Raw genomic sequence first — 23,699 nt, forward strand, 5'->3', positions numbered from 1 at the left:
CCCTGCGGGACCCTCAGGTCCCATCCGCCGGCTGTCCGACGAGGATTGGGATGCAGACCTGAACTGGATCACCACGAACTTCGGGCTCATCTGGGGCCTCACCGTGACGCACACGGCGCTGGCGGCCGTGCCGATCGTCCTCGGGTTCGTCGTGGCCGTACCGCTGGGCTGGGTGGCGAACCGGTTCCAGGTGATCCGTTCGATCATCGTCGGCGGCGGCAGTCTGCTCTACACGATCCCGTCCCTGCCGCTGTTCGTGATCCTGCCGTACCTGCTCGGCACCCGCATCACGGACCCCGTGAACGTCGTCGTCGGGCTCACCGTCTACGCGGTCGCCCTGATGGTGAAACTGGCATCCGACGCGTTCGGCGCCGTTCCCGCTGACACGATCGACTCGGCGACCTCGGTCGGCTACTCGGCCTGGCAGCGGTTCTGGACGGTCGAGCTCCCGCTGGCGGGTCCCGTCCTGCTTGCCGGGATGCGCGTGGTGTCCGCCAGCACCGTCGCACTGGTGTCGGTCGGTGCGCTCGTCGGCTCCGCGAACATCGGCTTCCTGTTCACCGACGGGCGTCAGCGGCAGTTCCTCGAGGAGATCCTGGTCGGCGTCGTCGCGAGCCTGGTCATCGCGCTGGTCTTCGACGCGATCCTGGTGCTGCTCGGGCGCGTCCTGATGCCGTGGTCGCGCCGGACGACCCGTCGGACGCGTCGACGCGCAGTGCTGGCGACGATCGAGCAGGGGGCCTGACGGTGCAGTTCTTCCTCAGTGCCCTCGCCTGGCTCTTCGACCCCGCGAACTACCGCGCCGGACTGCAGACACCGCTCCCGATCCAGGACCGACTCCTCGAGCACCTGCTGTACACGTTCATCTCCGTGGCTATCGCCGCCGTGATCGCGTTGCCGCTGGGCCTGTACATCGGGCACACCGGACGCGGACGCGGCTTCGTGATCGGCTTCAGCGGATCGATGCGCGCACTGCCGACGCTCGGTCTGCTCGGCACGCTCTTCGTCATCATCGGGTACACCGTGCCGTTCACGCAGACGGCGTTCATCGCGTCGATCATCGCGTTCGTCGTGCTGGCGATCCCGTCGATCCTGGCCGGGGCGTACGCGGGCGTGGAGTCGGTGGACCCGCAGACGGTGGACGCCGCCCGTTCGGTCGGGATGACCGAGCTGCAGATCCTGCTCAAGGTCGAGGTCCCGCTGTCGTTGCCGCTCATCATCGGTGGGATCCGCGCGTCCGTCCTGCAGGTCATCGCGACGGTCGTGATCGCGTCGTACGTCTCGCTGGGCGGCCTGGGCGCGATCATCTCGACCGGCATCAGCCTGAACGACAACAACCTCATCCTCGGTGGTGCGCTGCTCGTGACGGCGCTCGCCCTGGTGATCGACGGGCTCTTCGCGCTCGTGCAGCACCTCACCCGACGCGGCCTGCACGGGCAGACCCGCCGCCGTCGTACACACGTCCGTGCGCTGCCATCCCGGCGTCGCGCGGTGACGGTATCCACCGTCGACGAAAGGGACCACTGATGTTCACAGCAGGCACCAGAACACGCATCCTGGCGGGGGCGGTCGCGATCGGAGCGATCGTGGCGCTCTCCGGGTGTTCCAGCGCTGACCCCACGGGCGCATCGTCCGACGACAGCTCCGGCTCGGGGAAGACGCCGATCGTGGTCGGTTCGTTCAACTTCCCGGAGAGCGAGATCCTGGGCAACATGTACGCCCTGGCGCTCAAGGACGCCGGCTTCGACGTGACGACCAAGTTCAACCTGGGCCCGCGTCAGACCACGATCCCCGCGCTCAAGGACGGGTCGATCAACCTGATGCCGGAGTACAACGGCAACCTGCTGTTCTTCTACGACACCAAGGCCAGTGCGAAGACGACCTCGGACGTCGACGCCGCCCTGAAGACCGAGATCCCGAGCAACTTCCAGGTGCTCGAGCCGTCCCCGGCCCAGGACAAGGACGCGTACGTCGTGACGCAGGAGATGGCGAAGGAGAAGGGGCTGACCTCGATCTCCGACCTGTCGAAGATCGAGCCGTTCACGCTCGGCGCCAACCCGCAGTTCGGCACGCTGCCCTACGGCATCCCCGGCCTCAAGTCGACCTACGGCGTCGACAAGGTGACGTTCAAGTCGATCGAGGACTACGGCGGGCCCGACACGGTCAAGGCACTCGTGGACAACACGGTGCAGGTCGCTGACATCTACACGACGTCGCCCGACCTGGTGACCGAGAAGCTGCAGGTGCTCAAGGACCCGGAGAACCTGATCGCGGCGCAGAACGTCCTGCCGTTCCTGAACAAGAAGATCTACAGCGCCAAGCTCGCCTCGACGCTGAACAAGATCTCGGCGAAGCTGACGACGGACGACCTCATCACGCTGCGCAACCGTGTCGAGGGCAGCGAGAAGGCCCAGGCCTCGACGGCGGCCAAGGACTGGCTGACCAAGGAAGGCCTGCTGAAGTAGTCCAGCAGTCCGTACCGGACAGGAGGCGCGGTGCCAGCTGGCACCGCGCCTCCTGTCCGTCACCCGGTCACGTCAGCGACCGTTGGTCGCCGTTCCGTCGTCTGGCGTGCGCACGACGTCGAGCCGCGGGTCGAGCGCTCCTGCTGATCGGGGTCTTCTTCGTCACGTCTTCGGACTCCGGGTCGCTACCTCTGAGCGACGACGGTGCCGAGCCGTCGGCGCAGGGAGCCCCACGGAGCGCTCCGGTCACGGACGGTCTCGTCCGGTCGACCAGAGCCTCAGTCGACCCGGGCGACGGGGATGTCCCAGTACGACGGCTGCTCGTACTGCTCGGCCCAACCGCGACGCATGCGCGTCGCCGCGCGGTCGAACGCGTCGACGACGTCCGTGTCGGCGGTCAGCAGGGACTGCAGGCGGAGACCGTCGTACAGCGCCAGGAGCTGCTGCGCTCCCCGGACCGGGTCCATGGTGGTCGGCTCGCGTCCGGCCTGCACGTCCTCGGCGAGGCCGGTGCGGATCGTCTCGCGGAACCGGCGGTACACGGACCGGAAGTAGTCGGCGGCCTCGACGGTCGGGTCGGCCGCGGAGGCCAGACTGGTGGCGAGCAACGCGACCAGTACGGGCTCCTCCGCGTGGGCGGCGAGCAGCGCGTGGAGGAACGCGACGGTTCCCTGCTGCTCGATCAGGGGGAGCAGCGGAGTCGAGATCGTCTGGGTCCACCGCTCGACCGTCGCTGCCAGCAGCGCACGGTCCGACGGGAACACCTCGTCCATCTCGGCAGCGGTCATCCCCGCGTGTGCCGCAGCGGCCTCCAGGGTGAACCGGGACACGCCGCCGTCGTGCAGTGCGCTGATCGAGCCGTTGACCGCCCGTGTCCGCGGGACGGCGTCGTCGTCCGACGGCCCGCTCATGAGCGGCGCGAGCGGGTGGTTCCGGAACCACCCCAGCAGCGCCCGTGCGCGGGTGAGCCCGAAGGTGGGGTCGGTCGGCTGGTTCGGCGCGAACAGGTCGCTGAAGCCCGGGACGTGCTGCATCAGCGGGTCCAACGGCTGGAACGCCATCGACCAGTCCGGGAACGACCGTCGGGCGATCGGCTCGTCCAGGAGCACCCGGACGTGCGTGTGGCGTGGGTCGATGCTGACCTGCTCGAACCGGGCACCCACCACCGCGTCGTCGCCCTCGAGGATCCCGATGCAGTTGGCGTCCTTGTGCGCGAGGATCCCGGTCACGCCGAGCGCGGTGTTCTTCTCGCGACCGACCGCCAGGATCTGTGCGAGTTCGGCGTCCGTGATCGGCCGGGTCTGCGTGCTGGTGTAGACGATCGAACGCATCTGTCCTGGTCTCCCTCTGTCTGGCGGATCGGGCCTGTCTCCGAGTGAAGCGTTCCACCGCAGTCCCCACAACCCCCACAGCGGGCCGGCGACGACGGCACCGATCGTTGGTGTCGCGGGTGGACAATGACCCCATCGACCGCCCGAGGCGATCCTCCACTCGACGCTCACCGGCGCGCGTCACCCACCAACGACCTCCGGAACGGAGCACACCACCGTGCCCTCCTCGCTGCTCTGCGCCCCGCCGATCGCCGGACACCTGGGACCGCTCGTCGGCATCGGTCGGGGTCTCGTCGCCCGCGGACACACGGTCACCGTGCTCACCGGGGCGAAGTACCGCGGCATGGTCGTGGACGCCGGCCTCGGACACGTGGCGCTTCCGGCGGAGGTCGACTTCGACGACGCCCACCTCGGCGAGCTCCTCGGCGCCGCCGGGCGGACGACGGGCATCGCGACCATCCGCGAAGGGATGCTGGCGCTGTTCGTCCGCGTCATCCCCGGGCAGTACCGCGCACTGACGGCGCTGCTGGAGCACGGTGGGTTCGACGCCGTGCTCGGCGAGGCCGCCTTCACCGGGCTGGCACCGTACCTGGCGCGTCCACGTGCCGAGCGCCTGCCGGTCCTCGGGGTCGCGACGACGCCGGTCACGCTGGGCAGTGTCGACACCGCACCGTTCGGCGCAGCGCTCGCGCCCGCCCGCGGCGTTGCCGGCCGCCTGCGGAACCGGGCGCTCACCGCCGCGCTCCGTCCCGGGCTGACCCGCCCGCTCCGGAAGGCCGTCGACGCTGCCCTGGCCGAGGTCGGCGCCCCGCCGTCGCAGACCGACACGTTCGACTTCGCCTACCGCGCCTTCGACGCGCTCTACCAGCTGAGCGTCCCCGACCTGGAGTACCCGCGCCGAGAGCTGCCGGACTCCGTGCACTTCGTCGGGCCACTGCGCACGGCGGGGGACCCGCGGGATGCCGAGGCGCTGCCGGACTGGTGGCAGGACCTGTACGACGGGCGCCCGGTCGTGCACGTCACGCAGGGCACCATCGACAACGTCGACCTCGGCCGACTCCTCGCGCCGACGCTGCGCGCACTGGCCGCCGAGGACGTCCTGGTCGTCGCGTCGACCGGCGGGCGCCCGATCGGGGACGTGGAACGGGCACTCGGCGAGCCACTGCCCGGGAACGCCCGGGTGGCGACGTACCTGCCGTACGACCGGCTGCTGCCGCTGTGCGCCGTGGTCCTGACCAACGGCGGCTTCGGTGGCGTGCAACGAGCCCTGGCGCACGGGGTGCCCCTGGTGGTCGCCGGGTCCACGGAGGACAAGCCGGAGGTCGCAGCGAGGGTCGCGTGGGCCGGGTGCGGGATCGACCTGCGAACCGGCACACCCCGACCGGATGCGGTGGGTCGCGCGGTGCGCGCAGTGCTCACGACGGCGTCGTTCGCCGACCGGAGCAGGCAGCTCGCGGGGGTGATCGACGCCCTGCCCGACCCGGTCGACGTGATCGCGGCCGCACTCGGGGCTTCCCTGCCGTGACGCGTCCTGGTCGGGTCCGGTCGGGTGGGGCCACCACGATCCTCCCGGCCTGAGCGCCCCGTCCGCGGGTTGTGGCGGACGTCACGTCGTGCTGTAATGGTCAAACTGATTTGAAACATTACACAAGGATGACATGAGCGACCTCAGCTACGACGTGTTGGTGACCGACGGTCCCGAGTGGGCTGGTGCGGCCCGACTGCCGGACGGCGGCCCCCTGGTGTGGAACCCCGGGAGCTCGGTCCTGATCTCGGGCGCAGCCGACGCGGTGCTCGTGGACCCACCGTTCACCCGATCGCAGATCGCCGAGGTGGGCGACTGGATCGAGCGCTCGGGCAGGACGCTGACGCACGTCTACGCCACGCACGGGCACGGCGACCACTGGTTCGGCGGACCGAGTCTCGTGCAGCGGTTCCCGACGGCGACGATGGTCGCCACGCCGGGCACCATCGCGATGATGCACCGTGAAGCGACGACCGGTCGCCAGCAACTCTGGGACCAGATCTTCCCCGGGCTGATCCCGGAGACGCCGGTGGTCGCCGAGGTGGTCGGACCCGAAGGACTCGAGCTCGAGGGGCACCGACTGCTCCCGATCGAGGTCGGACACACGGACACGGACGACACCACGATCCTCCACGTCCCCGACCTGGGCCTCGTCGTCGCCGGTGACAGCGTCTACAACGGGGTGCACCAGTACCTGCTCGAGGGGCCGAGCGGCGGGTTCGAGCGATGGCTCGAGGCGCTCGACGTCATCGAGGCGCTCGGTGCCCGCGCCGTCGTGGCGGGTCACAAGAACCGCGACCTGCCCGACCGGCCCGAGGCGATCGGCGAGACCCGCGCCTACCTGCGCGACGTGATGGAACTGCTCGAGGACCGTGTCACCCCCGAAGCGTTCCTCGACGCGATGACGACCCGTCATCCGGACCACCTGAACGAGAGCCCGGTCTGGTTCGGCGGGCTCACCCTGCTGTCGCGAGGCGCGTGATGCTCGAGGACGTCGCGACGACCCGGTACGAGGCGAACCCGGCGCCGGATCCGCTGGCCATGGTGCAGGCGCTGGCCAACACGATCAGCGTCGGCCCGGGGGAGGACCTCCTTGCCTCTGCGGACAGTGCGACCCGGTGGCTCGCCTCGATCGCCACCGCCCGGCACCCGGTCGCGGACGAGGCGTCGCTGGGACGCCTGCGGAGCCTGCGTGCTGCGCTCCGCGTCGTGCTCGGTGACCACCCGCCCGCGCCGGAGCAGCCGGTCGACCTCACCCTCCGGCTGCGCCTCCGCGACGGCCGCGTCACCGTGGTCGACGACGGTGTCGACGTCGTCGAGGCCGGTGTCGCACTCGCGCTGCTCGAGGGGCGCGCCACCGGGGAACTCTCGCGGCTCAAGCTCTGCGCGAACCCCGACTGCCGTGTCGCCTTCTACGACCACTCGAAGAACGGTGGCGGCAAGTGGCACTCGCCCACGCGCTGCGGGAACGCCGCACGCGTCCGCGCACACCGGAGCCGGACCGCTGGCGAGCCCGCCGCCGACCAGGAGCGTCCGTCGTGACCGATCGAGCGCCCAGCACGACCCGCTGTCCCACGCCGAGGCCGCGCGCCGCCGGACGACTCAGCGGTCGCGCGCCGGCCCGGTGCTCTGCCGGATGATGAGTTCCGGTGCGTCGCGGTGCACGACCGTCGGGCGCTCGGGGTCGTCGATCCTGGCGATGATGGCCTCGAGAGCCTGGGCGGCGAGTCGGGCGGGTTCGTGCCGGACGGTCGTCAGCTGGATGAAGGGCAGCCGGGCGACCGAGCTGTCGTCGAACCCGACGACGGAGATGGTCTCCGGGACCGCGACGTTGCGGCGCGCCAGCGTGGCGAGGGCGCCGACGGCGCACCGGTCGTTCGCGGCCATCAGTGCCGTGGGAAGGGTTGGTCGTTCGAGCAGTGCGACGGCTGCCGCGGACCCCGCTTGTTCGGTGTAGGCGCTCTCGACCACATCGGGTTCCAGGCCGTGTCGCTGCATCGCGCGGACGTACTCTGCGCGGCGGCTCGCGGCGTTCGGTCCGATGCCGCCGGTCGCGTGGACGATCTGCCGGTGGCCGAGCGACACCAGGTGGTCGACGAGCAACCCGATGCCGATCGCGTCGTCGACGCGCACGTCGTCGATGGGCACGTCGGCGATCGGGCCTCCGAGTTGCACCACCGGGATGCGAGCGGGAAGACCGGACATCGCCGCGCCGCCGTCGTCCGTCGCCAGCACGACGAGACCCTCGATGCGCTGGCCCAGCAGCTGCGCGATCACATCGGCCTGGGATCGCCCGGTGGTCAGGGGGCCGAGGACCAGGGAGTACCCACGGGCCGCGGCCTCGCCGATCAGCGCCTCGACCAGGTCGACCTCGAACGGCTCGCGCATGGTGAACACGACGCCCAGCTGGAAGCTCCGTCGTCCGCGCAGCATCCGCGCGGAGGCGTCGGGGTGGTACCCGAGCTCCGCTGCGGCCTCGTGGACACGGCGGCGCGTGTCGGCGCTCGCGCCGGGCAGGTCACGCAGGACGAGGGAGACCAGCTGTCGGGACACACCGACGTGGTCCGCCAGGTCCTTCATGGTCGGGCGGCCTCGGACGGTGTCGGGCTTCGGCTGCGGATCCACGCTCCATCGTCCCACGCGCGGGGTCGTCGTCCACAAGGGCAGACTGTCGGAGCACCGATCTAGCACGTGCTGATAGCACGTGCTACCTTCACTGCACGGCCCATGGCCCACGGCCCACGGGCGCGACACGACGGAGTGCAGGAGACACCATGACCATCACCACCCCCGCAGGCAGCTCGACGGCCGGAGCGGTCCCGACGGCGACGATCCGGCTCGGTCTCGTCGGAGCCGGCTGGATCGGGGCCTTCCACGCGCAGAGCATCGCGCTGCGGGTCCCGAACGCCGAGCTGGCCATGGTCGCCGATCCCGTCCCGGGCGCGGCCGAGCGGGTCGCCGGCCCGATCGGCGTGGGACGGACCACCACCGATGCTGCGGAGGTGTTCGCCGACCCGACGATCGACGGCGTGGTCATCGCCGCACCGGCGTTCACCCACACCGATCTGGTCGTCCAGGCGGCCGAGGCTGGCAAGGCCGTCTTCGTCGAGAAGCCGATGGCGCTCACGCTCGAGGACGCCGACCGGGCCGTGGCCGCTGCGGAAGCCGCCGGCGTGCCGCTGCAGGTCGGTTTCAACCGACGGCTGTCGACCGACTTCGCCGCCGCTGGTGCCCTGGTGCACGACGGCCGGATCGGGACGCCGCAGCTGTTGCGCTCGCTGACGCGCGACCCCGGGCTCGCGAACCCCGCCGCGATCAAGCCCTGGACGATCTTCAACGAGACGCTGATCCACGACTTCGACACCCTCAACTGGTTCAACCGCGGCGCACGGCCGGTCGAGGTGCACGCGTTCGCGGACGCGCTCGTGGCACCGGACTTCCGCGAGCAGGGTCTGCTCGACACCGCCGTGGTGACGATCCGCTACGACAACGGAGCGATCGCCACCGCCGAGGCGAACTTCTCGGCGGCGTACGGCTACGACGTCCGCGGCGAGGTCTTCGGCAGCGCGGGCATGGTGACCGCCGGGGACGTCCGCGCGACGAACGCCCGCCTGTTCGGTGCGGACGGTGTGACGTCCCTCACCACGCGGCTGAACATCGACCTGTTCCACCAGGCGTACACGGACGAGCTCGTCGCGTTCGCGGACGCCGTCCGGACCGGCATCGTCACCGCGGCGGGTGGTGCGGATGCCCGCGCCGCCCTCGTCCTCGCGCTCGCCGCGCGTGCGTCGGTCGAACGGGGCGCCGTCGTGCGGCTCGGCGCGGACGGCCGGGTCGCATGACTGTCGAAACACGGCAGACGGGGCGCACGCTCGCTGCGTCGGCCGAGATGCTGTTCGTCGACCTGCCCGTCGTCGAGCGTGTCCGTCGACTCGACGCGCTCGGCTTCCAGGTCGAGATCTGGGACTGGACGACGAAGGACCTCGCCGCGCTCGCGTCGACCGGTGCGACCTTCTCGTCGATGACCGGCTACGTCACCGGTGACCTCACCGAGGACGCGGGGATCGACGCGCTGCTGGCGTCGGCGGAACGATCGCTCCAGGCCGCGGCGGTGATCGACAGTCCGCGGCTGAACCTGCACGGCACCGGTCTCGACCCGGACGGCCTCCCCGTCGTTCCTCGCCCGGTGGTCGGTCCGACGGACTGGCTCACCGCCGCACGGACCCTGGAACGGGTCGCCGCACTCGGAGAGCGCCACGGCCGGGTCTTCACCCTCGAGAACCTCAACACCGCCGTCGACCACCCGGGTGTGCCCTTCGCACGAGCTGCCAACACGATCGCCCTGGTGCAGGCCGTGGGGAGCCCGTACCTGCGGCTCAACCTCGACCTGTACCACGCGCAGATCGGCGAGGGGAACCTGGTCGAGCTCGTGCAGGGCGCCCTGCCGCTGATCGGCGAGATCCAGGTCGCCGACGTCCCCGGCCGATGCGAACCCGGCACCGGGGAGATCGCGTACGCCGCGGTGGCGGCGGCGCTCGACCGCCTCGGCTGGACCGGCGTCGTGGGTCTCGAGGCGTGGGCGAGCAGCACGCCCGAGCAGGCGCTCCAGGCGTTCCGCAGCGCCTTCGACGCGCCCGTGACGCCCGCTCCGTGACAGCGGACAACTGGGACTAGCACGTGCAACTCGCACGTGCTACCTTCACGGCACCGGCCAACGTCCGACATCGCAGTCGAACGGGTTCGACGGCCCACACAGCACCGAGCGCCCCGCACAGCCACCGGCTGCACGGGATCGGAACACGAGACGAAGGAGTCCTCCGTGACGCGCACCCCTGCCCTCATCGGCCTCACCGCGGCAGTCGCCGCGACGGCCCTGGTCCTCACCGGCTGTTCCAGCCAGGGTGGACGCACCACCAGCGACGACGCCGGCGCCACCGGCGGCGGCAAGGACTCTGGCCTGACGATCGCGCTGGTCACCCACGCAGCGCCGGGTGACACGTTCTGGGACATCGTCCGCAAGGGCGCTGAGGACGCGGCCAAGAAGGACGGCGTCAAGCTGCTGTACGCGTCGGACCCGGACGGGTCGAAGCAGGCGCAACTGGTCAGCCAGTACACCGACCAGAAGGTCGACGGCATCGCGGTGTCCCTGGCCAAGCCCGACGCGCTGAAGAGCGCCGTCGAGGGCGCCGAGAAGGCCGGCATCCCCGTCGTGTCCCTCAACGCCGGCAGCTCGGCGTACAAGGACATGGGCATCCTCGAGCACTTCGGGCAGGACGAGGACGTCGCCGGCGCCGCCGTGGGTGACAAGCTCAAGTCCGAAGGGCTCAGCAAGCCGATCTGCGTGGTGCAGGAGCAGGGCAACGTGTCCCTCGACCAGCGCTGCGCCGGCATCAAGAAGGTCCTGCCGGACACGCAGACGCTGTACGTGAACGGCACCGACAACAGCGCCGTGCAGTCGACCGTCACCGCGAAGCTGCAGGCGGACTCCTCCGCTGACTCGGTCGTCGGACTCGGCGCGCCCTACACGGCCATCATCCAGAAGGCGGTCGCTGCCGCGAACAGCAAGGTCAAGATCGCCTCGTTCGACCTCAACGCCGACCTGGCCAAGAGCGTCAAGTCCGGCGCCGTCCTGTTCACGGTCGACCAGCAGCCCTTCCTGCAGGGCTACGAGGCCATCGACTCCCTGGTGCTGTACAAGCAGGGCGGATTCGAGCTCGGCGGCGGGCAGCCCACCCTGACCGGTCCGGCGATCGTCGACAAGGACAACGTCGACGACGTCCTGAAGTACGCGGAGCAGGGCATCCGCTGACCCGGCCACGGCGGGTCCGCAGCCCACGCTGCGGACCCGCACCGAGCCTCCAGTCGGACTCTCCAGGAACGGATCCCCATGACCACCGCAACCGCCATCCCCGCCGGCGACGAACGTCTCGCCCGGCGCAGCCCCATCCGCAAGGCCCTCGGCCGACCGGAGGTCGGCGCCGTCATCGGCGCCGTCGCGATGTTCGTCTTCTTCGCGATCGTCGCCCCCGTCTTCACCCAGGCCGACTCCATCTCGACCGTGCTCTACGGTTCCTCGACGATCGGCATCATGGCCGTCGGGGTCTCGCTGCTCATGATCGGCGGCGAGTTCGACCTGTCCGCCGGCGTCGGGGTGATCTCGTCGTCGCTGACCGCCAGCCTGTTCTCGTGGTACTTCGCCACGAACATCTGGGTCGGTGTGGCACTCGCCCTGGTGCTCTCGCTCGGTGTCGGGGCCCTGAACGGGTGGATCCTCATCCGCACGAAGCTGCCGAGCTTCATCGTCACCCTGGCGACGTTCCTCATGTTGACGGGGCTGAACCTGGCGATCACGCGCATCGTCTCCGGCGGCGTGGCCACGCCCGACGTGTCCGACCTGGACGGGTTCGCCGTCGCGCAGCAGCTCTTCGCGGCCGACGTGCCGATCGGTGGCGTCACCGTGAAGATCACGGTGTTCATCTGGATCGCCCTGGTCCTGGTCGCGTCGTACATCCTGCTGCGCACCCGCGTCGGGAACTGGATCTTCGCCGTGGGCGGTGACGAGATCGCGGCCCGTGCCGTGGGCGTCCCCGTCACGAAGACGAAGATCGGCCTGTTCATGGGCGTCGGCTTCTGCGCCTGGATCGCCGGCATGCACAACCTGTTCGCGTTCAACGTCGTGCAGTCCGGCGAGGGGATCGGCAACGAGTTCCTCTACATCATCGCGGCCGTCATCGGCGGCTGCCTGCTCACGGGCGGCTACGGCTCGGCCGTGGGCGGAGCCGTCGGCGCGCTGATCTTCGGCATGGCGAACAAGGGCATCGTCTACGCGCAGTGGAACCCGGACTGGTTCAAGTTCTTCCTCGGCCTGATGCTGCTGCTGGCCACGATCATCAACCTCATCGTCAAGAAGCGAGCGGAGCAGAAGTGATGTCGAACATCCCCGCCACCGAGTCCGTCGCCGTCCCGGTCTCCGACTCGTCCGAGACCGTCGCCGGCGCCCCGCACCTGGTGTCCCTCCGCGACGTCGGCAAGCACTACGGCAACGTCATCGCGCTGTCCGGCATCTCGATGGACGTCGACGCCGGACGGGTCACGTGCGTCCTCGGCGACAACGGCGCCGGCAAGTCGACCCTGATCAAGATCGTCGCCGGGCTGCACGAGCACACGACCGGCACCTTCTCGATCATGGGGGAGCCCCGCACCCTGTCGTCACCCCGGCAGGCGCTCGACGCCGGCATCGCCGCGGTGTACCAGGACCTGGCCGTGGTCCCCCTGATGCCGATCTGGCGGAACTTCTTCCTGGGGTCCGAGCTCCGCAAGGGTCTCGGACGGCTCGACGTGGCCACGATGAAGGAGATCACGAAGCGCGAACTGCTCGAGATGGGCATCGACCTGCGCGACGTCGACCAGCCGATCGGCACGCTGTCAGGCGGCGAGAAACAGTGTGTGGCCATCGCCCGGGCCGTGTACTTCGGCGCCAAGGCGCTCATCCTCGACGAGCCCACGGCTGCCCTCGGCGTCAAGCAGTCCGGTGTCGTGCTGAAGTACATCCTCCGGGCACGTGACCGCGGGCTCGGCGTGATCTTCATCACGCACAACCCCCACCACGCGTACCCGGTCGGCGACCGGTTCCTGCTGCTCCGCCGCGGCAAGAGCATCGGGTACTTCGAGAAGGACGAGATCTCGCTGCCCGACCTGACGGGGATGATGGCCGGCGGCGCCGAGCTCGAGCAGCTCGCCCACGAGCTCGAGCAGATCGGCGGGCAGGGGGAGCGGATCGCCGAGGTGCGGGCGGCAGAGACGGCCGGTTGACGGGGCGGCCACCGGCCGGAGCGGGGCCACGGGCGGACGGGAGGCGCGGTGCGGGCTGGCACCGCGCCTCCCGTCCGCCATCGCAGCGAGACCAGAGCGTCGACGCCGTCGCGGACGGCGTGCGTGGCTACGCAGGATCCCGCAGCAGCAGCGCGACCTGCGCGCGGATGTCGTCGCAGACCTGCTGGTCCGTCGACTGCAGGTGCACCGGCGAAGCCAGGTCCACGAACACCGCCGCCGAGATCATCCGGGCGAGCAGCGTCGCCTGGGCCGCGGTGAACCGGCCGTCACCCTGCAGGATCCGCACGTAGGCGTCGTCGACCTGCTGGATGCGCTCGAGCCCCAGGCGGTGGTGCGGTTCGGTGGGATCGCCGAACACCAGCTCCCGCAGGTAGGTCCGGCCGTTCTCGCGCTGCCGCCGGTTGCACTCGACGACCGGTCCGACGAGCGCCATCACCGCGTCGATCGGTGACGATGCCGTGGCCGCAGCGGCGAGCCCGCGCTCGATCGCCTGGGCGTAGTGGGTGTTCTGCACGAGCAGCAGCAGCTCGGCCTTGGTGCGGGCGTACAGGAACAGGGTGCCCGTGCCGATGTCTGCCGCGTCGGCGATCTGCTGCGTCGTGACCTCGTCGACGCCGTACTGCCCGAACAGCTCGTCGGCGGCTGCGGTGATGCGGGCGAGCTTGTCGCGCTTGTTCCGCTCGCGGCGGCCGAGTGGTGCGGCGTCAGTGGTGGTCATCAGGAGTTCACCATACCGTGAAACACTCACTTGCGAGTACGGTCAGAAATGAGTACGCTCAGAAAAACGACGGATGGAGTGGTCATGCAGGCCTTCGGGATCGATCGGTACAAGGGCGACGTGACGCTGCGCAACGTGGCAGAGCCCGTCGTCGGCGCGCAGGACGTGCTGGTGCGGGTGCACGCAGCGGGGCTGAACCAGCTCGACGCCAAGCTGGCGCAGGGGGAGTTCACGGCCCTGCTGCACTACGACATGCCCCTGGTGCTCGGGCACGACCTGGCCGGTGTGGTCGAGGCCGTCGGTTCCGGGGTCACTCGCTTCGCCGTGGGGGACGAGGTCTTCGGCCGCGCGTCGGACTTCCACATCGGCACCTTCGCCGAGCGGATCGCGGTGCCCGAGGCCGACCTGGCGATCAAGCCGTCCTCGCTCTCGATGGTCGAAGCCGCATCGCTGCCGCTCGTCGCGCTGACGGCCTGGCAGGCACTGGTCGAGCGCGCGCACGTCGGTCCGGGCAGCCGGGTCCTGGTGCACGGCGGCTCGGGTGGGTTCGGCTCGATCGCGATCCAGCTCGCCCGGCACCTCGGCGCCCACGTCGCCACCACGGCGAGCGGGCACAACGCCGACTGGGTGCGCGAACTCGGCGCCGACCAGGTGATCGACCATCGGACCCAGGACTTCGAGAGCCTGCTGTCCGACCAGGACCTGGTGATCGACGGCATCGGCGGCGAGAATCTGGCGAAGTCCCTGCGCGTGCTGCGCCCAGGCGGCCGAGCGATCGGCATCGCCGGTCCGCCGGACCCGGCGTTCGCGCGCCGCATCGGGCTGAACCCGGTGGTGCGCTTGGTCGTCGGTGCGCTCAGCGCGAAGGTGCGGCGACAGGCAAAGCGCCTGGGCGTCGAGTACTCGTTCCTGTTCATGCGCGCGGACGGGCGTCAGCTGCAGGAGATCGCGGCGCTCGTCGACGGCGGGTTCCTGCGTCCCGTGGTCGGGCGCGTGTTCCCGTTCGCCGAGACGCCCGCGGCGCTGCAGGCGTTGGAGCACGGCGGCATCCGCGGCAAGGCCGTGCTCGAGATGCCCGTGTGACGTCCCGCTCGTCCGACCCGCTCCACCTCCACCTCCACCACGAAGAAGGAACAGTCATGGCATCACTCACCCGAGCCGTCGTGCTCGTCACGGGCGCCAACGGCGGGATCGGCTCGGCCTTCGTGGCCGAGGCGCTCGCCCGTGGCGCAGCCAAGGTCTACGCCACCGCCCGCAACCCGCGCACGTGGGACGACGACCGCATCGTCCCCCTGGCGCTCGACATCACCGATCCGGCGTCCGTCGCCGCCGCCGTGCAGGCCGCGTCCGACGTCACGGTGCTGATCAACAACGCGGGCACCCTGCCACCGACGGCGAGCTTCCTCGAGCTGTCCGCCGACGACCTGCGGGCGACGATGGAGACCAACTTCTTCGCACCCGTCCTGCTCGCGACGGCCTTCGCGCCGGTCCTCACCGCACACCCGACCTCGGTGCTGATCGACATGCACTCCGTCGCCAGCTGGTACGCGTTCGGCGGTGCCTACAGCGCGTCGAAGGCGGCGCTCTGGTCCGCGACGAACTCGCTCCGGCTCGAACTCAGCCCGAAGGGCACGCAGGTGGTCGGCGTCCACGTCGGCTACGTCGACACCGCGATGGCTGCCCACGCCGACGGCGACAAGATGCTGCCCGCAGATCTGGTGCGCCAGGTGTTCGACACCGTCCAGGCAGGTGGCCTCGAGGTCATCGCCGACGACCTCACCGCGTCGGTCAAGGCAGCGCTGAGCGGCCCTGTCGACGCCCTCTACCCCGAACTCCACGCCTGAAGAGCACCGACCATGCAGACCGAACTCCCGCCGATCACGTCGTACGCCGACGCGCCCAACAAGTCCGTCACGACCGGCGGCACCACGTTCGCGTACCGTGAGCTCGGCCCCGTCGGCGGCGTCCCCGTCGTCTTCTTCGTGCACCTCGCCGCCACCCTCGACAACTGGGACCCGCGGATCATCGACGCGGTCGCCGCGCACCGACACGTGATCACGTTCGACAACGTGGGCGTCGGTGGGTCGTCGGGCACCGTGCCGCCCACCATCGAACAGGCCGCCGACGACGCGTACCGCTTCGTCCGTGCGCTCGGCCACGAGCTCATCGACGTGTTCTCGCTGTCGATGGGTGGCATGATCGCGCAGGACCTGGTCCTGGCGCACCCGGGCCTGGTCCGTCGACTCGTCCTCGCTGCGACCGGACCGCGCGGGGGCAAGGACATGGACACGGTGCTCCGGACCACCTACACGGACGTCCTCCGTGGCGCGCTCACCCGATCCGACCCGAAGGAGTTCCTGTTCTTCGTCCGCGACGCGGTCGGCAAGCGCGCGGGCACGGAGTTCATCGCGCGCCTGCAGGAACGCACCGTGGACCGCGACGCCCCGATCCGGCTGCGGGCGCTGCACACGCAGCTGCGCGCCGTCCAGCGCTTCGGCCGCGCCGCCCCGAGCGACCTGTCGGCGCTCACCATGCCGACCCTGGTCGTGAACGGCGCCCACGACCGCATGGTGCCGTCGGTACTGTCCGAGGACCTGCACCGGCGCATCCCCGGGTCGGAGCTGCTCCTGTACCCGGACGCCGGGCACGGTGCGGTGTTCCAGCACCACGAGGACTTCGCGCCTCGGCTCGTGGCGTTCCTCGGCGACTGACGCGCGACCGACGCTGACCGACCGCGGTCAGTCCTGCGTGGAGTCGTCCTCGGCCGGCGGCAGCACCAGCACCCGGTTCACCACGTCGTTCGCGACGTCGGCGATGCGTGCTTCGTGCGCTCGGGCGTACGAGCGCAGCAGGGTGAAGGCGGTGTCGGGGTCGACCCCGTGCGTGTGCGCCAGGAACCCCTTCGCCTGCTCGATCGACACCCGGCTGTCCAGCGCCGTCTGCAGCTGCTCCTGCACGAGCAGGGCGTGCTCGGCCGTACGCTGCTGCAGGATGCTGATCGTCGCGACGTCGGTGAGGGCGCGTGCGGCCACCGCGTCCTCGGCGTTCAACGCTCCCTCGTCCTCGCGGAACAGGTTCATCGACCCGAGCGTGGTGTCGCGCAGGCGCAGCGGGACGGAGTGCACCGAGGCGTACCCGAGCTCGGCGGACAGGGCGGCGAACCGGGGCCACCGGTGCTGCATCTCGTCGCGGTCCGACACGGACACGGTCTGGCCGGTGACGAAGGCCTCGACGCACGGCCCCTCGCCGGCGTCGAGCTGCATCAGCCCGATGAACGCGCTGCGCTCGCTGGTGGAGGCGATCACCTCGAGCTCGTGGTCCGTGTTGGCGAGCAGGATCCCCGCCCCCGCGGCGTCGAAGAGCTCGGCGGCGTTGTCGACCAGGGACTGCAGGAGATCGACGGCGTCGTAGTCCGAGACGAGGGTGTCGGTCAGCGTGACGAACGTGTCCACGAGCTGCTGTTCTCGGGTCCGTGCCATGGCGGTGTCCTTCCTAGGTGTCCGACGGGTCGTGGTCGGTGAAGTCGACCCGTCGAGCGATCACGTCGGCAGCCAGGTCGAGGACCGTGCGGCCTGCGGTGTGTGCGAATGCTCGCAGCAGCAGCAGCGCATCCGCTGGACCCGCTCCGGTCTGCGCGGCGATCATCCCGGTGGCCTGGTGCACCTCGCGGCGCGAGTACCGGCCCGCGTCCTTCTCGCTGCGCGACCCGTCGTGCTCGGCACGGAGTAACGCCCGGTGCAGGACGTTCCGCGCCACGACGCCGGTCATCGCCGTCGCGTCGCGCACGGCAGCTGCGGTGAGTGCACCCGCGTGCTCGTTGTACAGGTCCACCGCGCCGACGTCGATGGGGCCGACGGTCATCGGGAACGCGAAGACCGCCCCGAGCCGGGTCTCGCGCATCGCGCCGAGCGCCAGGGGCCACCGATCCGAGGTCGCGGACTGCACGTCCGGCTCCATCACCGGGTCGTTGGTGCGGAGCGCTTCCCAGCACGGCCCCTCGCCGAGGTCGAGCTGGATCTCGTCCAGTCGTGCGGCAGCGTCATCGCTCGCACACACCGTCTCGGAACCGAGGGGATCGCCGAGCGTCGAGATCGCGACGCCGTTCACCGGCAGGGCGGACAGCATCGGACCGCAGAGGTCTCCGTGGGTGCCGACGCGGTACAGCGCCGCCATCGAGGCCACGAACCCCTGGCCGGTCACGTGCGGCACCGGTGGTCGGGCATGCAGCACCGGCGACCACGAAGTCGGCTGATCATGACACGCCCCTCCGACGGAGCAACTGCTCGGCGACGACGGTACACGACAGGCGGTGCACCAGAGGACCGCTGTCGGGTTCAGCGGTCCCCTGGCACACGAGCACCGGGGTCACCACCCCTGGACCTGTGCTCTGCCACGCGAGGCCGATCCGGATGCGCCGTTGCACCCGTGACCCCGCGGCTGGGGTCCATCCGACGCCACGGGCAGCGCACGGTGATGACGGGACTGACGTCGTCATGGCAGCACGACCGCTCGGAGCACGGATGGACGGGATCCAGTGCCCGGGGTCTGGGGGCCACCTGGCCAGCACAGTAGCGGGGAACTGAGGATTCCGCCAGCATCCGGCGACCAGACGGCGGACTGGAGGCTCTCCTCCGGTCCGGTGGGGAGCCTCCAGTGGCGCCATCTGGTCCGGCTCAGCCGCCGAGGACGGCCTTCGCGACGGCGACGGCGACCGCGATGGCCGCCAGGCCGATCCCGGCCACGACGGTCCGCGTCGACGACTTCTCGCCACGGATGCGGGCGACGATCGGGCCGATCAACCCCAACCGCACGATGAGGTACACGAGCACCGCGACCTGGGGCACGAGGCCCGGCAGGCCGGTCACCCACGCCAGACCGAACACGACCGCCGGGACGACCCCGGACGTCAGCACCGGCAGTGAGTCCCGCAACTCGGCGCGGATGACCGACCACGTCAGCGGTTCGTCGCTGCGTGCTCGTCGTCCCATCGACTCGGCGAACGTGTGCGCGAGGAAGGTCGTGACGGAGGTGGCCAGCACGTAGCGGAAGCTGGCCCCTCGCTCGGCATCGACACTCGTCAACGACGCGACCGTCGCCAGCGCCACGATGTTGCCGTAGACGTAGGCCGTGATCCGGCTCGAGGCGTCCTCGCGCGAGATCATCCGAGTGGCCCGGGACGTAGCGTCACGCATGCCGGAACCGTAGGCGACCAGCGCGAGGGCTTGCGCTCAGGACGGCGCGTCGAGCCTTCTGACCTGTTCAGGCGTTGTGCGCCCCGGTCAGAACTCCTCGACGTACTGCTCGGGAGGCCCGAGCTCGGGCTCCGGACGGAGCTCGAGGGATGCACCGGCGCGTTCTTGTTCGAGCACTGTCACCACGTTCTCCCCGACGTGCAGGAACGGGGCGGGACAGTACAGGGTCTGCTGCGGTCCGATCGCCCAGTAGCGACCGAGCAGGAAGTCGTTCACCCACACGTACCCCTTGGTGGACCCAGGGAGCGCGAGGTGGGTGTCTGCCGGGGTGTCGACGGTGAACCTGCCGACCCGCAGGCCGGCCGCGCGATCGTCGAGGCAGTCGGATCCGCCCGTCGGGAACGCCGGTGCCGACCACGCTGCCAGGTTCACGGGGGCGGTCGTCCACCCCTGCACCGCGCGTCGGTCGACCAGGACCGGACCGAGCAGGCCCTTGTGCTGCCCGAGCAGGTGCCCGTAGTTGACGCGTCCCAGACTCTCTACGACCAGGGTCACGGTGACCCGTCGGCCGTGCCCCACCACGTCGAACTCGACGCGGGGTCCACGGGCGGAGCCATGGAGGACCCCGTCCACGAACAGAGTCACGGCGTCCCGCACGTCGGTGAGGACGATCTTGTGGGGGCCGTGCGGGAGGATCGGGGTCGCCTCCGTCAGGAGCAGGCCGCCGTCCAGTCCCAGCGCGTCGAAGCTGACGGGGCGTACGGCGCGGACCGGGCTCCCGGCGCGACGTCGCACGGCGGGGAGCAGGTCCTCGACCCGCCGGAGCTCGACTCGCAGGAAGGGGAGCCGTTCGGGCGGCGCGGACCGGATCGGTTCCGTTGCGCCGAACACGCGCCGGAACGCGTGGAACTTCTCGGTGAGCGTGCCGTCCTCGGCGATGGGGGCGTCTGAGTCGTAACTGGTGACGGTGGGCTGCAGGACGCCGCCCGCCTCGTTGGCGCCGGCCCACAGTCCGAAGTTCGTGCCGCCGTGTGCCATGTACAGGCTGACGTTGCCGCCGTCCGCCACGATCTCCTCGAGCGCGGCCGCGGCGTTGTCGGCGTCTCGGACGTGGTGCCGCTCGCCCCAGTGGTCGAACCACCCGTTCCAGAACTCGGCGACCATGAACGGTTCCCCGGGTCGGCGGGTCGCCTGCAGGCGACGCGCTGCGGCCGGCTTCGACCCCATGGTGATTGCTGTCAGCACACCGGGGACCGTGCCGCCGTCGAGCATCAGGTCGGTCGGGCCGTCCGCGGTGAACAGCAGTTCGTCGATGCCTCGCTCGACCAGCGCGCGGTGCATCCACGCCAGGTACTCCGCGTCGTCGCCGAACGAGCCGAACTCGTTCTCCACCTGCACGGCAACGACGGGGCCGCCGGCGCTGCGTTGCTGAGCCGCGATCCTGGGGATGAGCACGTCGAACCAGAGCGCGACCGGGCCGAGGAACGCCGGATCCGAGCTCCGGAGTGCGATGTCGCGCCCGGTGAGCCACGTTGGCAGCCCGCCGTTCGACCACTCCGCGCAGATGAAGGGCCCCGGGCGGACGACGACGTCCAGCCCCTCGTCTCCGGCGGCGCCGATGAAGTGTTCGACGTCACGCCAGCCGGTGAAGTCCGCGGGCTCGTCGGCGCGGGGCTGGTGGAAGTTCCACGGCACGTAGGTGTCGACCGTGTTCAGTCCCATGTCGACGATCCGGCGCAGTCGGTCCCGCCACAGATCGGGGTGGACACGGAAGTAGTGCAACGACCCGGAGAACACCTGGTGCGGCTGCCCGTTGCGATGGAAGCGTCCGTCGCGCCACTGCAACGTGGGCGTCCGGACCGCGACGTCGCGTGAGGTCGCCAAGAACTCGATCATGGAAGCACCATATGTTATCGATGCCAATCACAACAAGGATCCCGCACCCCGGCGCCGATCGATCTCGCAGATTGGCAACGATGCTGCCGGATGCCAGAGTGATCGCGTGATGAAGTCGACGGGGGGCGCGGACCGGGCCCGTGCAGTCAACATGGCCGATGTGGCGCGCGTCGCGGGGGTGTCGGCGCAGACGGTGTCGCGAGCGCTCCGGGGTGCGCCGAACGTCAGCCCCGACGCGCAGCACCGGGTCGAGGCCGCGGTCGAGCAGCTCGGATACCGGTTGAACAACGCAGCGCGGGCGCTGTCGTCGGGGCGCAGCCGCACGCTCGGGCTGGTCCTGCTGCAGAGCGGCGGCTACTACTCCCGCTCCGCGGTCACCGCCGGCGTGGAGTCCGCTGCGGAATCGGTCGGGCTCGCAGTGAACATCGTCACGATCGCCGCGCTCGACACCGGGTTGCTGGAGCGAGCACTGATGCGGCTGTCCGACCAGGGGGCCGAGGGGATCGTCATCGCCGTCCCCCTGCTGTCGGTGACTCGGAAGATGGCCGAGATCACCAGCGCGATCCCCACGGTCGCCATCGACGGATCGCAGTCGGACGACATCGTCGTGCTGGGGATCGACCAGCGGGCCGCCGGGCGGCTGGCCACGGAACACCTGCTGGGACTCGGTCACGGACAGGTCTGGCACCTCAGTGGTCCGGAGGCGTGGATCGAGGCCCGACAGCGCCGGGAGGGCTGGCAGGACGCGCTCCGCGATGCCGGCGTCGACGCACCCCCACCACTCGAGGGTGACTGGAGCCCCGAGTCCGGTCGGCGACTCGGCCAGGTGCTGTCGCTCATCGCCGACGTCACGGCGGTGTTCGTCGGCAGCGACGAGATGGCGTTCGGGCTGATGCGGGCGATGGCCGAAGCCGGTCGCCGGGTGCCGGACGACGTCTCGATCGTCAGCGTCGACGACATCCCGCTGGCGCCCTTCGCGACGCCGCCGCTGACGACCGTGCGGCAGGACTTCTTCGCCGTCGGCGCGGATGCCGTCCGGACGCTCGTCGGCGGGGATGCCCGCCCGGGCGATCCCTCGGCGCCGCAGCTGGTCGTGCGTGCCTCCACCGCGCCGCGTCCGGCTCGCTGAGGTCCCGCGCCACGAGATCCGTTTGTTGCGATCTCGTGAACACTCTTGTGCCCTGTTGTTATCGATGCCAAAGTAACTCCACCGGTCGCGATCAACGTGGATCTCGCCGGCTTCCGAGCCGGTGCCGCCCCGCCTGACCCGTCCGGCCTCGCTCACTTCGACACCCGCGCGGGCACTCCGCGGAAGGACCGGACACATGAAGAAGACGATCGCCACCATCGGCGCCGCCGTGATCACGCTCAGCCTGTTGGCGGGCTGTTCTGCCACGAGCAGCGGATCCTCATCCGGGGGGAAGACCACCCTCCACATGGCCGCCCTCGAAGGCGGGTACGGCAAGGACATGTACACGAAGGTGATCGCTGCGTACGAGAAGGCGAACCCGAACGTGACGATCGACCTCACGATCTCGAAGAGCATCGAGGACGAGATCACCCCGCAGATGAAGGCCGGCAACTACCCCGACCTGGTCGTCCTCGGCCAGGGACGTCAGCAGGGCCTGACCGAGAGCCTGGTCAAGGACAAGGCGCTCGAGGACCTGACACCGGTGCTCGACGAGAAGATCCCAGGGGAGTCGACCACGGTCGGCAAGAAGCTCACCGCGGGCATCGTCGGCAACCTCGCGACGAACCCGTACGGCGGGGACAAGACGTACCTGATGCCCATGTACTACGCACCGACCGGGCTGTTCTACAACTCGGCGCTGCTCGCGGAGAAGGGCTGGAAGGTCCCGACCACGTGGGACGAGATGTGGAAGCTCGGCGACCAGGCCAAGGCGCAGGGCATCTCGCTGTTCACCTACCCGACCTCGGGCTACCTCGACAGCTACTTCTACTCCTTGCTCGCGGACATCGGCGGCAAGAGCTTCTTCAACGACGTGATGTCCTACAAGAAGAACGTGTGGGAGACAGCAGAGGCCAAGCGTGCCCTGACGATCACCGCCAAGCTGCTCACCTACGCCGCGCCCACCACCGTCGGCTACGCCAACCAGCAGGACTTCACCAAGAACCAGCAGTCGATCCTCGACGACAAGACGCTGTTCATGCCGAACGGCACCTGGATCGTCGGCGAGATGGCGAACGCGCCGCGGTCGGCCGGCTTCACCTGGGGCCTGACGCCGCTGCCCACCGAAGACGCCGGCTCGTCGCGCTACATCACCACGTCGGTCGAGTCGGTGTGGGTGCCGAAGGCCGCCAAGAACAAGGACGCGGCAGAGCGGTTCATGGCGTACCTGTACTCCGACCAGGCGGCGAAGATCTTCGCCGCGTCGAACGCGATCCAGCCGATCAGCGGCATCGCGAAGGACCTGACCGGGGAGAACGCCGCGTTCTACAAGGTCTACGACCAGAGCGGTGTCAAGCCCGTCGTCGGTGGCTTCGCCAGCACGACGCCGGTCGCCGGTGTGGACATCAAGAGCACGCTCTTCGACACCGCGAACAGCATCATCAGCGGCGACAAGACCGTGGCGCAGTGGCAGAGCGACCTGAACACCGCCAGCAACAAGCTCCTGCAGGCCAAGGGCTGACCAGCCGGCCGCCCGCGGGTGGTGGCAGCGATTCGGGCGCTGCCACCACCCGCCTCCCACCCGAAGTCACCACGTCACCGGAAGGCAC

23 protein-coding genes are annotated in these 23,699 nt (G+C 70.1%); 16 read left to right on the top strand and 7 right to left on the bottom strand.

The annotated features are described in order from the left end of the window. Positions 1 to 103: 103 nt before the first annotated feature. From ACLBWP_RS10320 to ACLBWP_RS10330, 3 genes are read left to right on the top strand one after another with little or no spacing between them, the layout of a single operon-like run. Entirely contained in the window at positions 104 to 745 is a 642-nt protein-coding gene (locus ACLBWP_RS10320) for an ABC transporter permease (protein ID WP_308221916.1), read from the top strand. Positions 746 to 747: 2 nt separating this feature from the next. Further along, complete coding sequence (locus tag ACLBWP_RS10325) at positions 748 to 1,527, top strand: ABC transporter permease (protein WP_447655104.1); 780 nt, start codon at positions 748 to 750, stop codon at positions 1,525 to 1,527. Next, entirely contained in the window at positions 1,527 to 2,465 is a 939-nt protein-coding gene (locus tag ACLBWP_RS10330; protein ID WP_447655105.1) for an ABC transporter substrate-binding protein, read from the top strand. Before ACLBWP_RS10325 ends, ACLBWP_RS10330 begins: the two co-directional genes overlap by 1 nt. A 278-nt stretch (positions 2,466 to 2,743) precedes the next feature. Here the strand turns inward: ACLBWP_RS10330 and ACLBWP_RS10335 are convergent, their stop codons facing one another. After that, positions 2,744 to 3,796, bottom strand: a complete 1,053-nt coding sequence (locus ACLBWP_RS10335; RefSeq protein ID WP_447655106.1) for a BLUF domain-containing protein — start codon at positions 3,794 to 3,796, stop codon at positions 2,744 to 2,746. 217 nt (positions 3,797 to 4,013) lie between these two features. Between ACLBWP_RS10335 and ACLBWP_RS10340 the strand changes: the two genes are divergently transcribed. The 3 genes from ACLBWP_RS10340 to ACLBWP_RS10350 all read left to right on the top strand — a co-directional run bounded on the left by ACLBWP_RS10340 (position 4,014) and on the right by ACLBWP_RS10350 (position 6,863). Then, positions 4,014 to 5,321: a glycosyltransferase gene (locus ACLBWP_RS10340; protein ID WP_447655107.1), complete on the top strand. Its 1,308-nt coding sequence runs from the start codon at positions 4,014 to 4,016 to the stop codon at positions 5,319 to 5,321. Positions 5,322 to 5,454: 133 nt separating this feature from the next. Next, a complete protein-coding gene (locus ACLBWP_RS10345; protein ID WP_447655108.1) occupies positions 5,455 to 6,303 on the top strand; it encodes an MBL fold metallo-hydrolase in 849 nt (282 codons plus the stop codon). After that, entirely contained in the window at positions 6,303 to 6,863 is a 561-nt protein-coding gene (locus tag ACLBWP_RS10350; protein WP_447655109.1) for a CGNR zinc finger domain-containing protein, read from the top strand. The genes ACLBWP_RS10345 and ACLBWP_RS10350 overlap by 1 nt, the downstream gene beginning before the upstream one ends. A gap of 60 nt (positions 6,864 to 6,923) precedes the next feature. On the opposite strand, the gene ACLBWP_RS10355 is transcribed toward ACLBWP_RS10350, so the two are convergent. Continuing rightward, positions 6,924 to 7,946 (bottom strand): LacI family DNA-binding transcriptional regulator, encoded by a 1,023-nt coding sequence (locus ACLBWP_RS10355; protein ID WP_447655110.1) that lies wholly within the window; start codon positions 7,944 to 7,946, stop codon positions 6,924 to 6,926. 149 nt (positions 7,947 to 8,095) lie between these two features. Between ACLBWP_RS10355 and ACLBWP_RS10360 the strand changes: the two genes are divergently transcribed. The 5 genes from ACLBWP_RS10360 (at position 8,096) to ACLBWP_RS10380 (ending at position 13,133) form a co-directional block, all read left to right on the top strand. Beyond that, a complete protein-coding gene (locus tag ACLBWP_RS10360) occupies positions 8,096 to 9,163 on the top strand; it encodes a Gfo/Idh/MocA family oxidoreductase (protein WP_243564232.1) in 1,068 nt (355 codons plus the stop codon). Beyond that, entirely contained in the window at positions 9,160 to 9,975 is an 816-nt protein-coding gene (locus ACLBWP_RS10365) for a TIM barrel protein (protein WP_447655111.1), read from the top strand. The genes ACLBWP_RS10360 and ACLBWP_RS10365 overlap by 4 nt, the downstream gene beginning before the upstream one ends. Positions 9,976 to 10,140: 165 nt before the next feature. Then, positions 10,141 to 11,130 (top strand): substrate-binding domain-containing protein, encoded by a 990-nt coding sequence (locus ACLBWP_RS10370; protein WP_447655112.1) that lies wholly within the window; start codon positions 10,141 to 10,143, stop codon positions 11,128 to 11,130. A gap of 78 nt (positions 11,131 to 11,208) precedes the next feature. Continuing rightward, a complete protein-coding gene (locus tag ACLBWP_RS10375) occupies positions 11,209 to 12,249 on the top strand; it encodes an ABC transporter permease (protein WP_447655113.1) in 1,041 nt (346 codons plus the stop codon). After that, positions 12,249 to 13,133, top strand: coding sequence for an ATP-binding cassette domain-containing protein (locus tag ACLBWP_RS10380; protein WP_447655114.1), 885 nt, complete (start codon positions 12,249 to 12,251; stop codon positions 13,131 to 13,133). The genes ACLBWP_RS10375 and ACLBWP_RS10380 overlap by 1 nt, the downstream gene beginning before the upstream one ends. 127 nt (positions 13,134 to 13,260) lie before the next feature. Here the strand turns inward: ACLBWP_RS10380 and ACLBWP_RS10385 are convergent, their stop codons facing one another. Next, positions 13,261 to 13,872: a TetR/AcrR family transcriptional regulator gene (locus ACLBWP_RS10385; RefSeq protein WP_243564227.1), complete on the bottom strand. Its 612-nt coding sequence runs from the start codon at positions 13,870 to 13,872 to the stop codon at positions 13,261 to 13,263. A gap of 84 nt (positions 13,873 to 13,956) precedes the next feature. Here ACLBWP_RS10385 and ACLBWP_RS10390 point away from each other — a divergent pair, with 84 nt between their 5' ends. Genes ACLBWP_RS10390 through ACLBWP_RS10400 form a run of 3 tightly spaced genes read left to right on the top strand, consistent with a single transcriptional unit; the run spans position 13,957 to position 16,583 of the window. Then, positions 13,957 to 14,955 (top strand): NADP-dependent oxidoreductase, encoded by a 999-nt coding sequence (locus tag ACLBWP_RS10390; protein ID WP_447655115.1) that lies wholly within the window; start codon positions 13,957 to 13,959, stop codon positions 14,953 to 14,955. 56 nt (positions 14,956 to 15,011) lie between these two features. Further along, positions 15,012 to 15,716 (top strand): SDR family oxidoreductase, encoded by a 705-nt coding sequence (locus ACLBWP_RS10395; RefSeq protein WP_447655116.1) that lies wholly within the window; start codon positions 15,012 to 15,014, stop codon positions 15,714 to 15,716. Between the two features lie 12 nt (positions 15,717 to 15,728). After that, entirely contained in the window at positions 15,729 to 16,583 is an 855-nt protein-coding gene (locus ACLBWP_RS10400; protein WP_447655117.1) for an alpha/beta fold hydrolase, read from the top strand. Between the two features lie 27 nt (positions 16,584 to 16,610). Here ACLBWP_RS10400 and ACLBWP_RS10405 read toward each other — a convergent pair whose 3' ends face one another. The 4 genes from ACLBWP_RS10405 to ACLBWP_RS10420 all read right to left on the bottom strand — a co-directional run bounded on the left by ACLBWP_RS10405 (position 16,611) and on the right by ACLBWP_RS10420 (position 20,960). Beyond that, positions 16,611 to 17,351: an ANTAR domain-containing protein gene (locus ACLBWP_RS10405; RefSeq protein ID WP_447655118.1), complete on the bottom strand. Its 741-nt coding sequence runs from the start codon at positions 17,349 to 17,351 to the stop codon at positions 16,611 to 16,613. 13 nt (positions 17,352 to 17,364) lie between these two features. Beyond that, complete coding sequence (locus ACLBWP_RS10410; protein ID WP_447655119.1) at positions 17,365 to 18,072, bottom strand: GAF and ANTAR domain-containing protein; 708 nt, start codon at positions 18,070 to 18,072, stop codon at positions 17,365 to 17,367. A 473-nt stretch (positions 18,073 to 18,545) separates the two neighbouring features. Next, positions 18,546 to 19,064 (bottom strand): hypothetical protein, encoded by a 519-nt coding sequence (locus tag ACLBWP_RS10415; RefSeq protein ID WP_447655120.1) that lies wholly within the window; start codon positions 19,062 to 19,064, stop codon positions 18,546 to 18,548. 87 nt (positions 19,065 to 19,151) lie between these two features. Further along, entirely contained in the window at positions 19,152 to 20,960 is a 1,809-nt protein-coding gene (locus ACLBWP_RS10420; protein WP_447655121.1) for a glycoside hydrolase family 35 protein, read from the bottom strand. A 109-nt stretch (positions 20,961 to 21,069) separates the two neighbouring features. On the opposite strand from ACLBWP_RS10420, the gene ACLBWP_RS10425 reads away from it, so the two are divergent. Together ACLBWP_RS10425 and ACLBWP_RS10430 are read left to right on the top strand one after the other, a co-directional pair. After that, entirely contained in the window at positions 21,070 to 22,089 is a 1,020-nt protein-coding gene (locus ACLBWP_RS10425) for a LacI family DNA-binding transcriptional regulator (protein WP_447655139.1), read from the top strand. Between the two features lie 196 nt (positions 22,090 to 22,285). Then, entirely contained in the window at positions 22,286 to 23,611 is a 1,326-nt protein-coding gene (locus ACLBWP_RS10430; protein WP_447655122.1) for a carbohydrate ABC transporter substrate-binding protein, read from the top strand. Positions 23,612 to 23,699 lie beyond the last annotated feature (88 nt).

Source organism: Microbacterium sp. M1A1_1b, assembly GCF_053345565.1.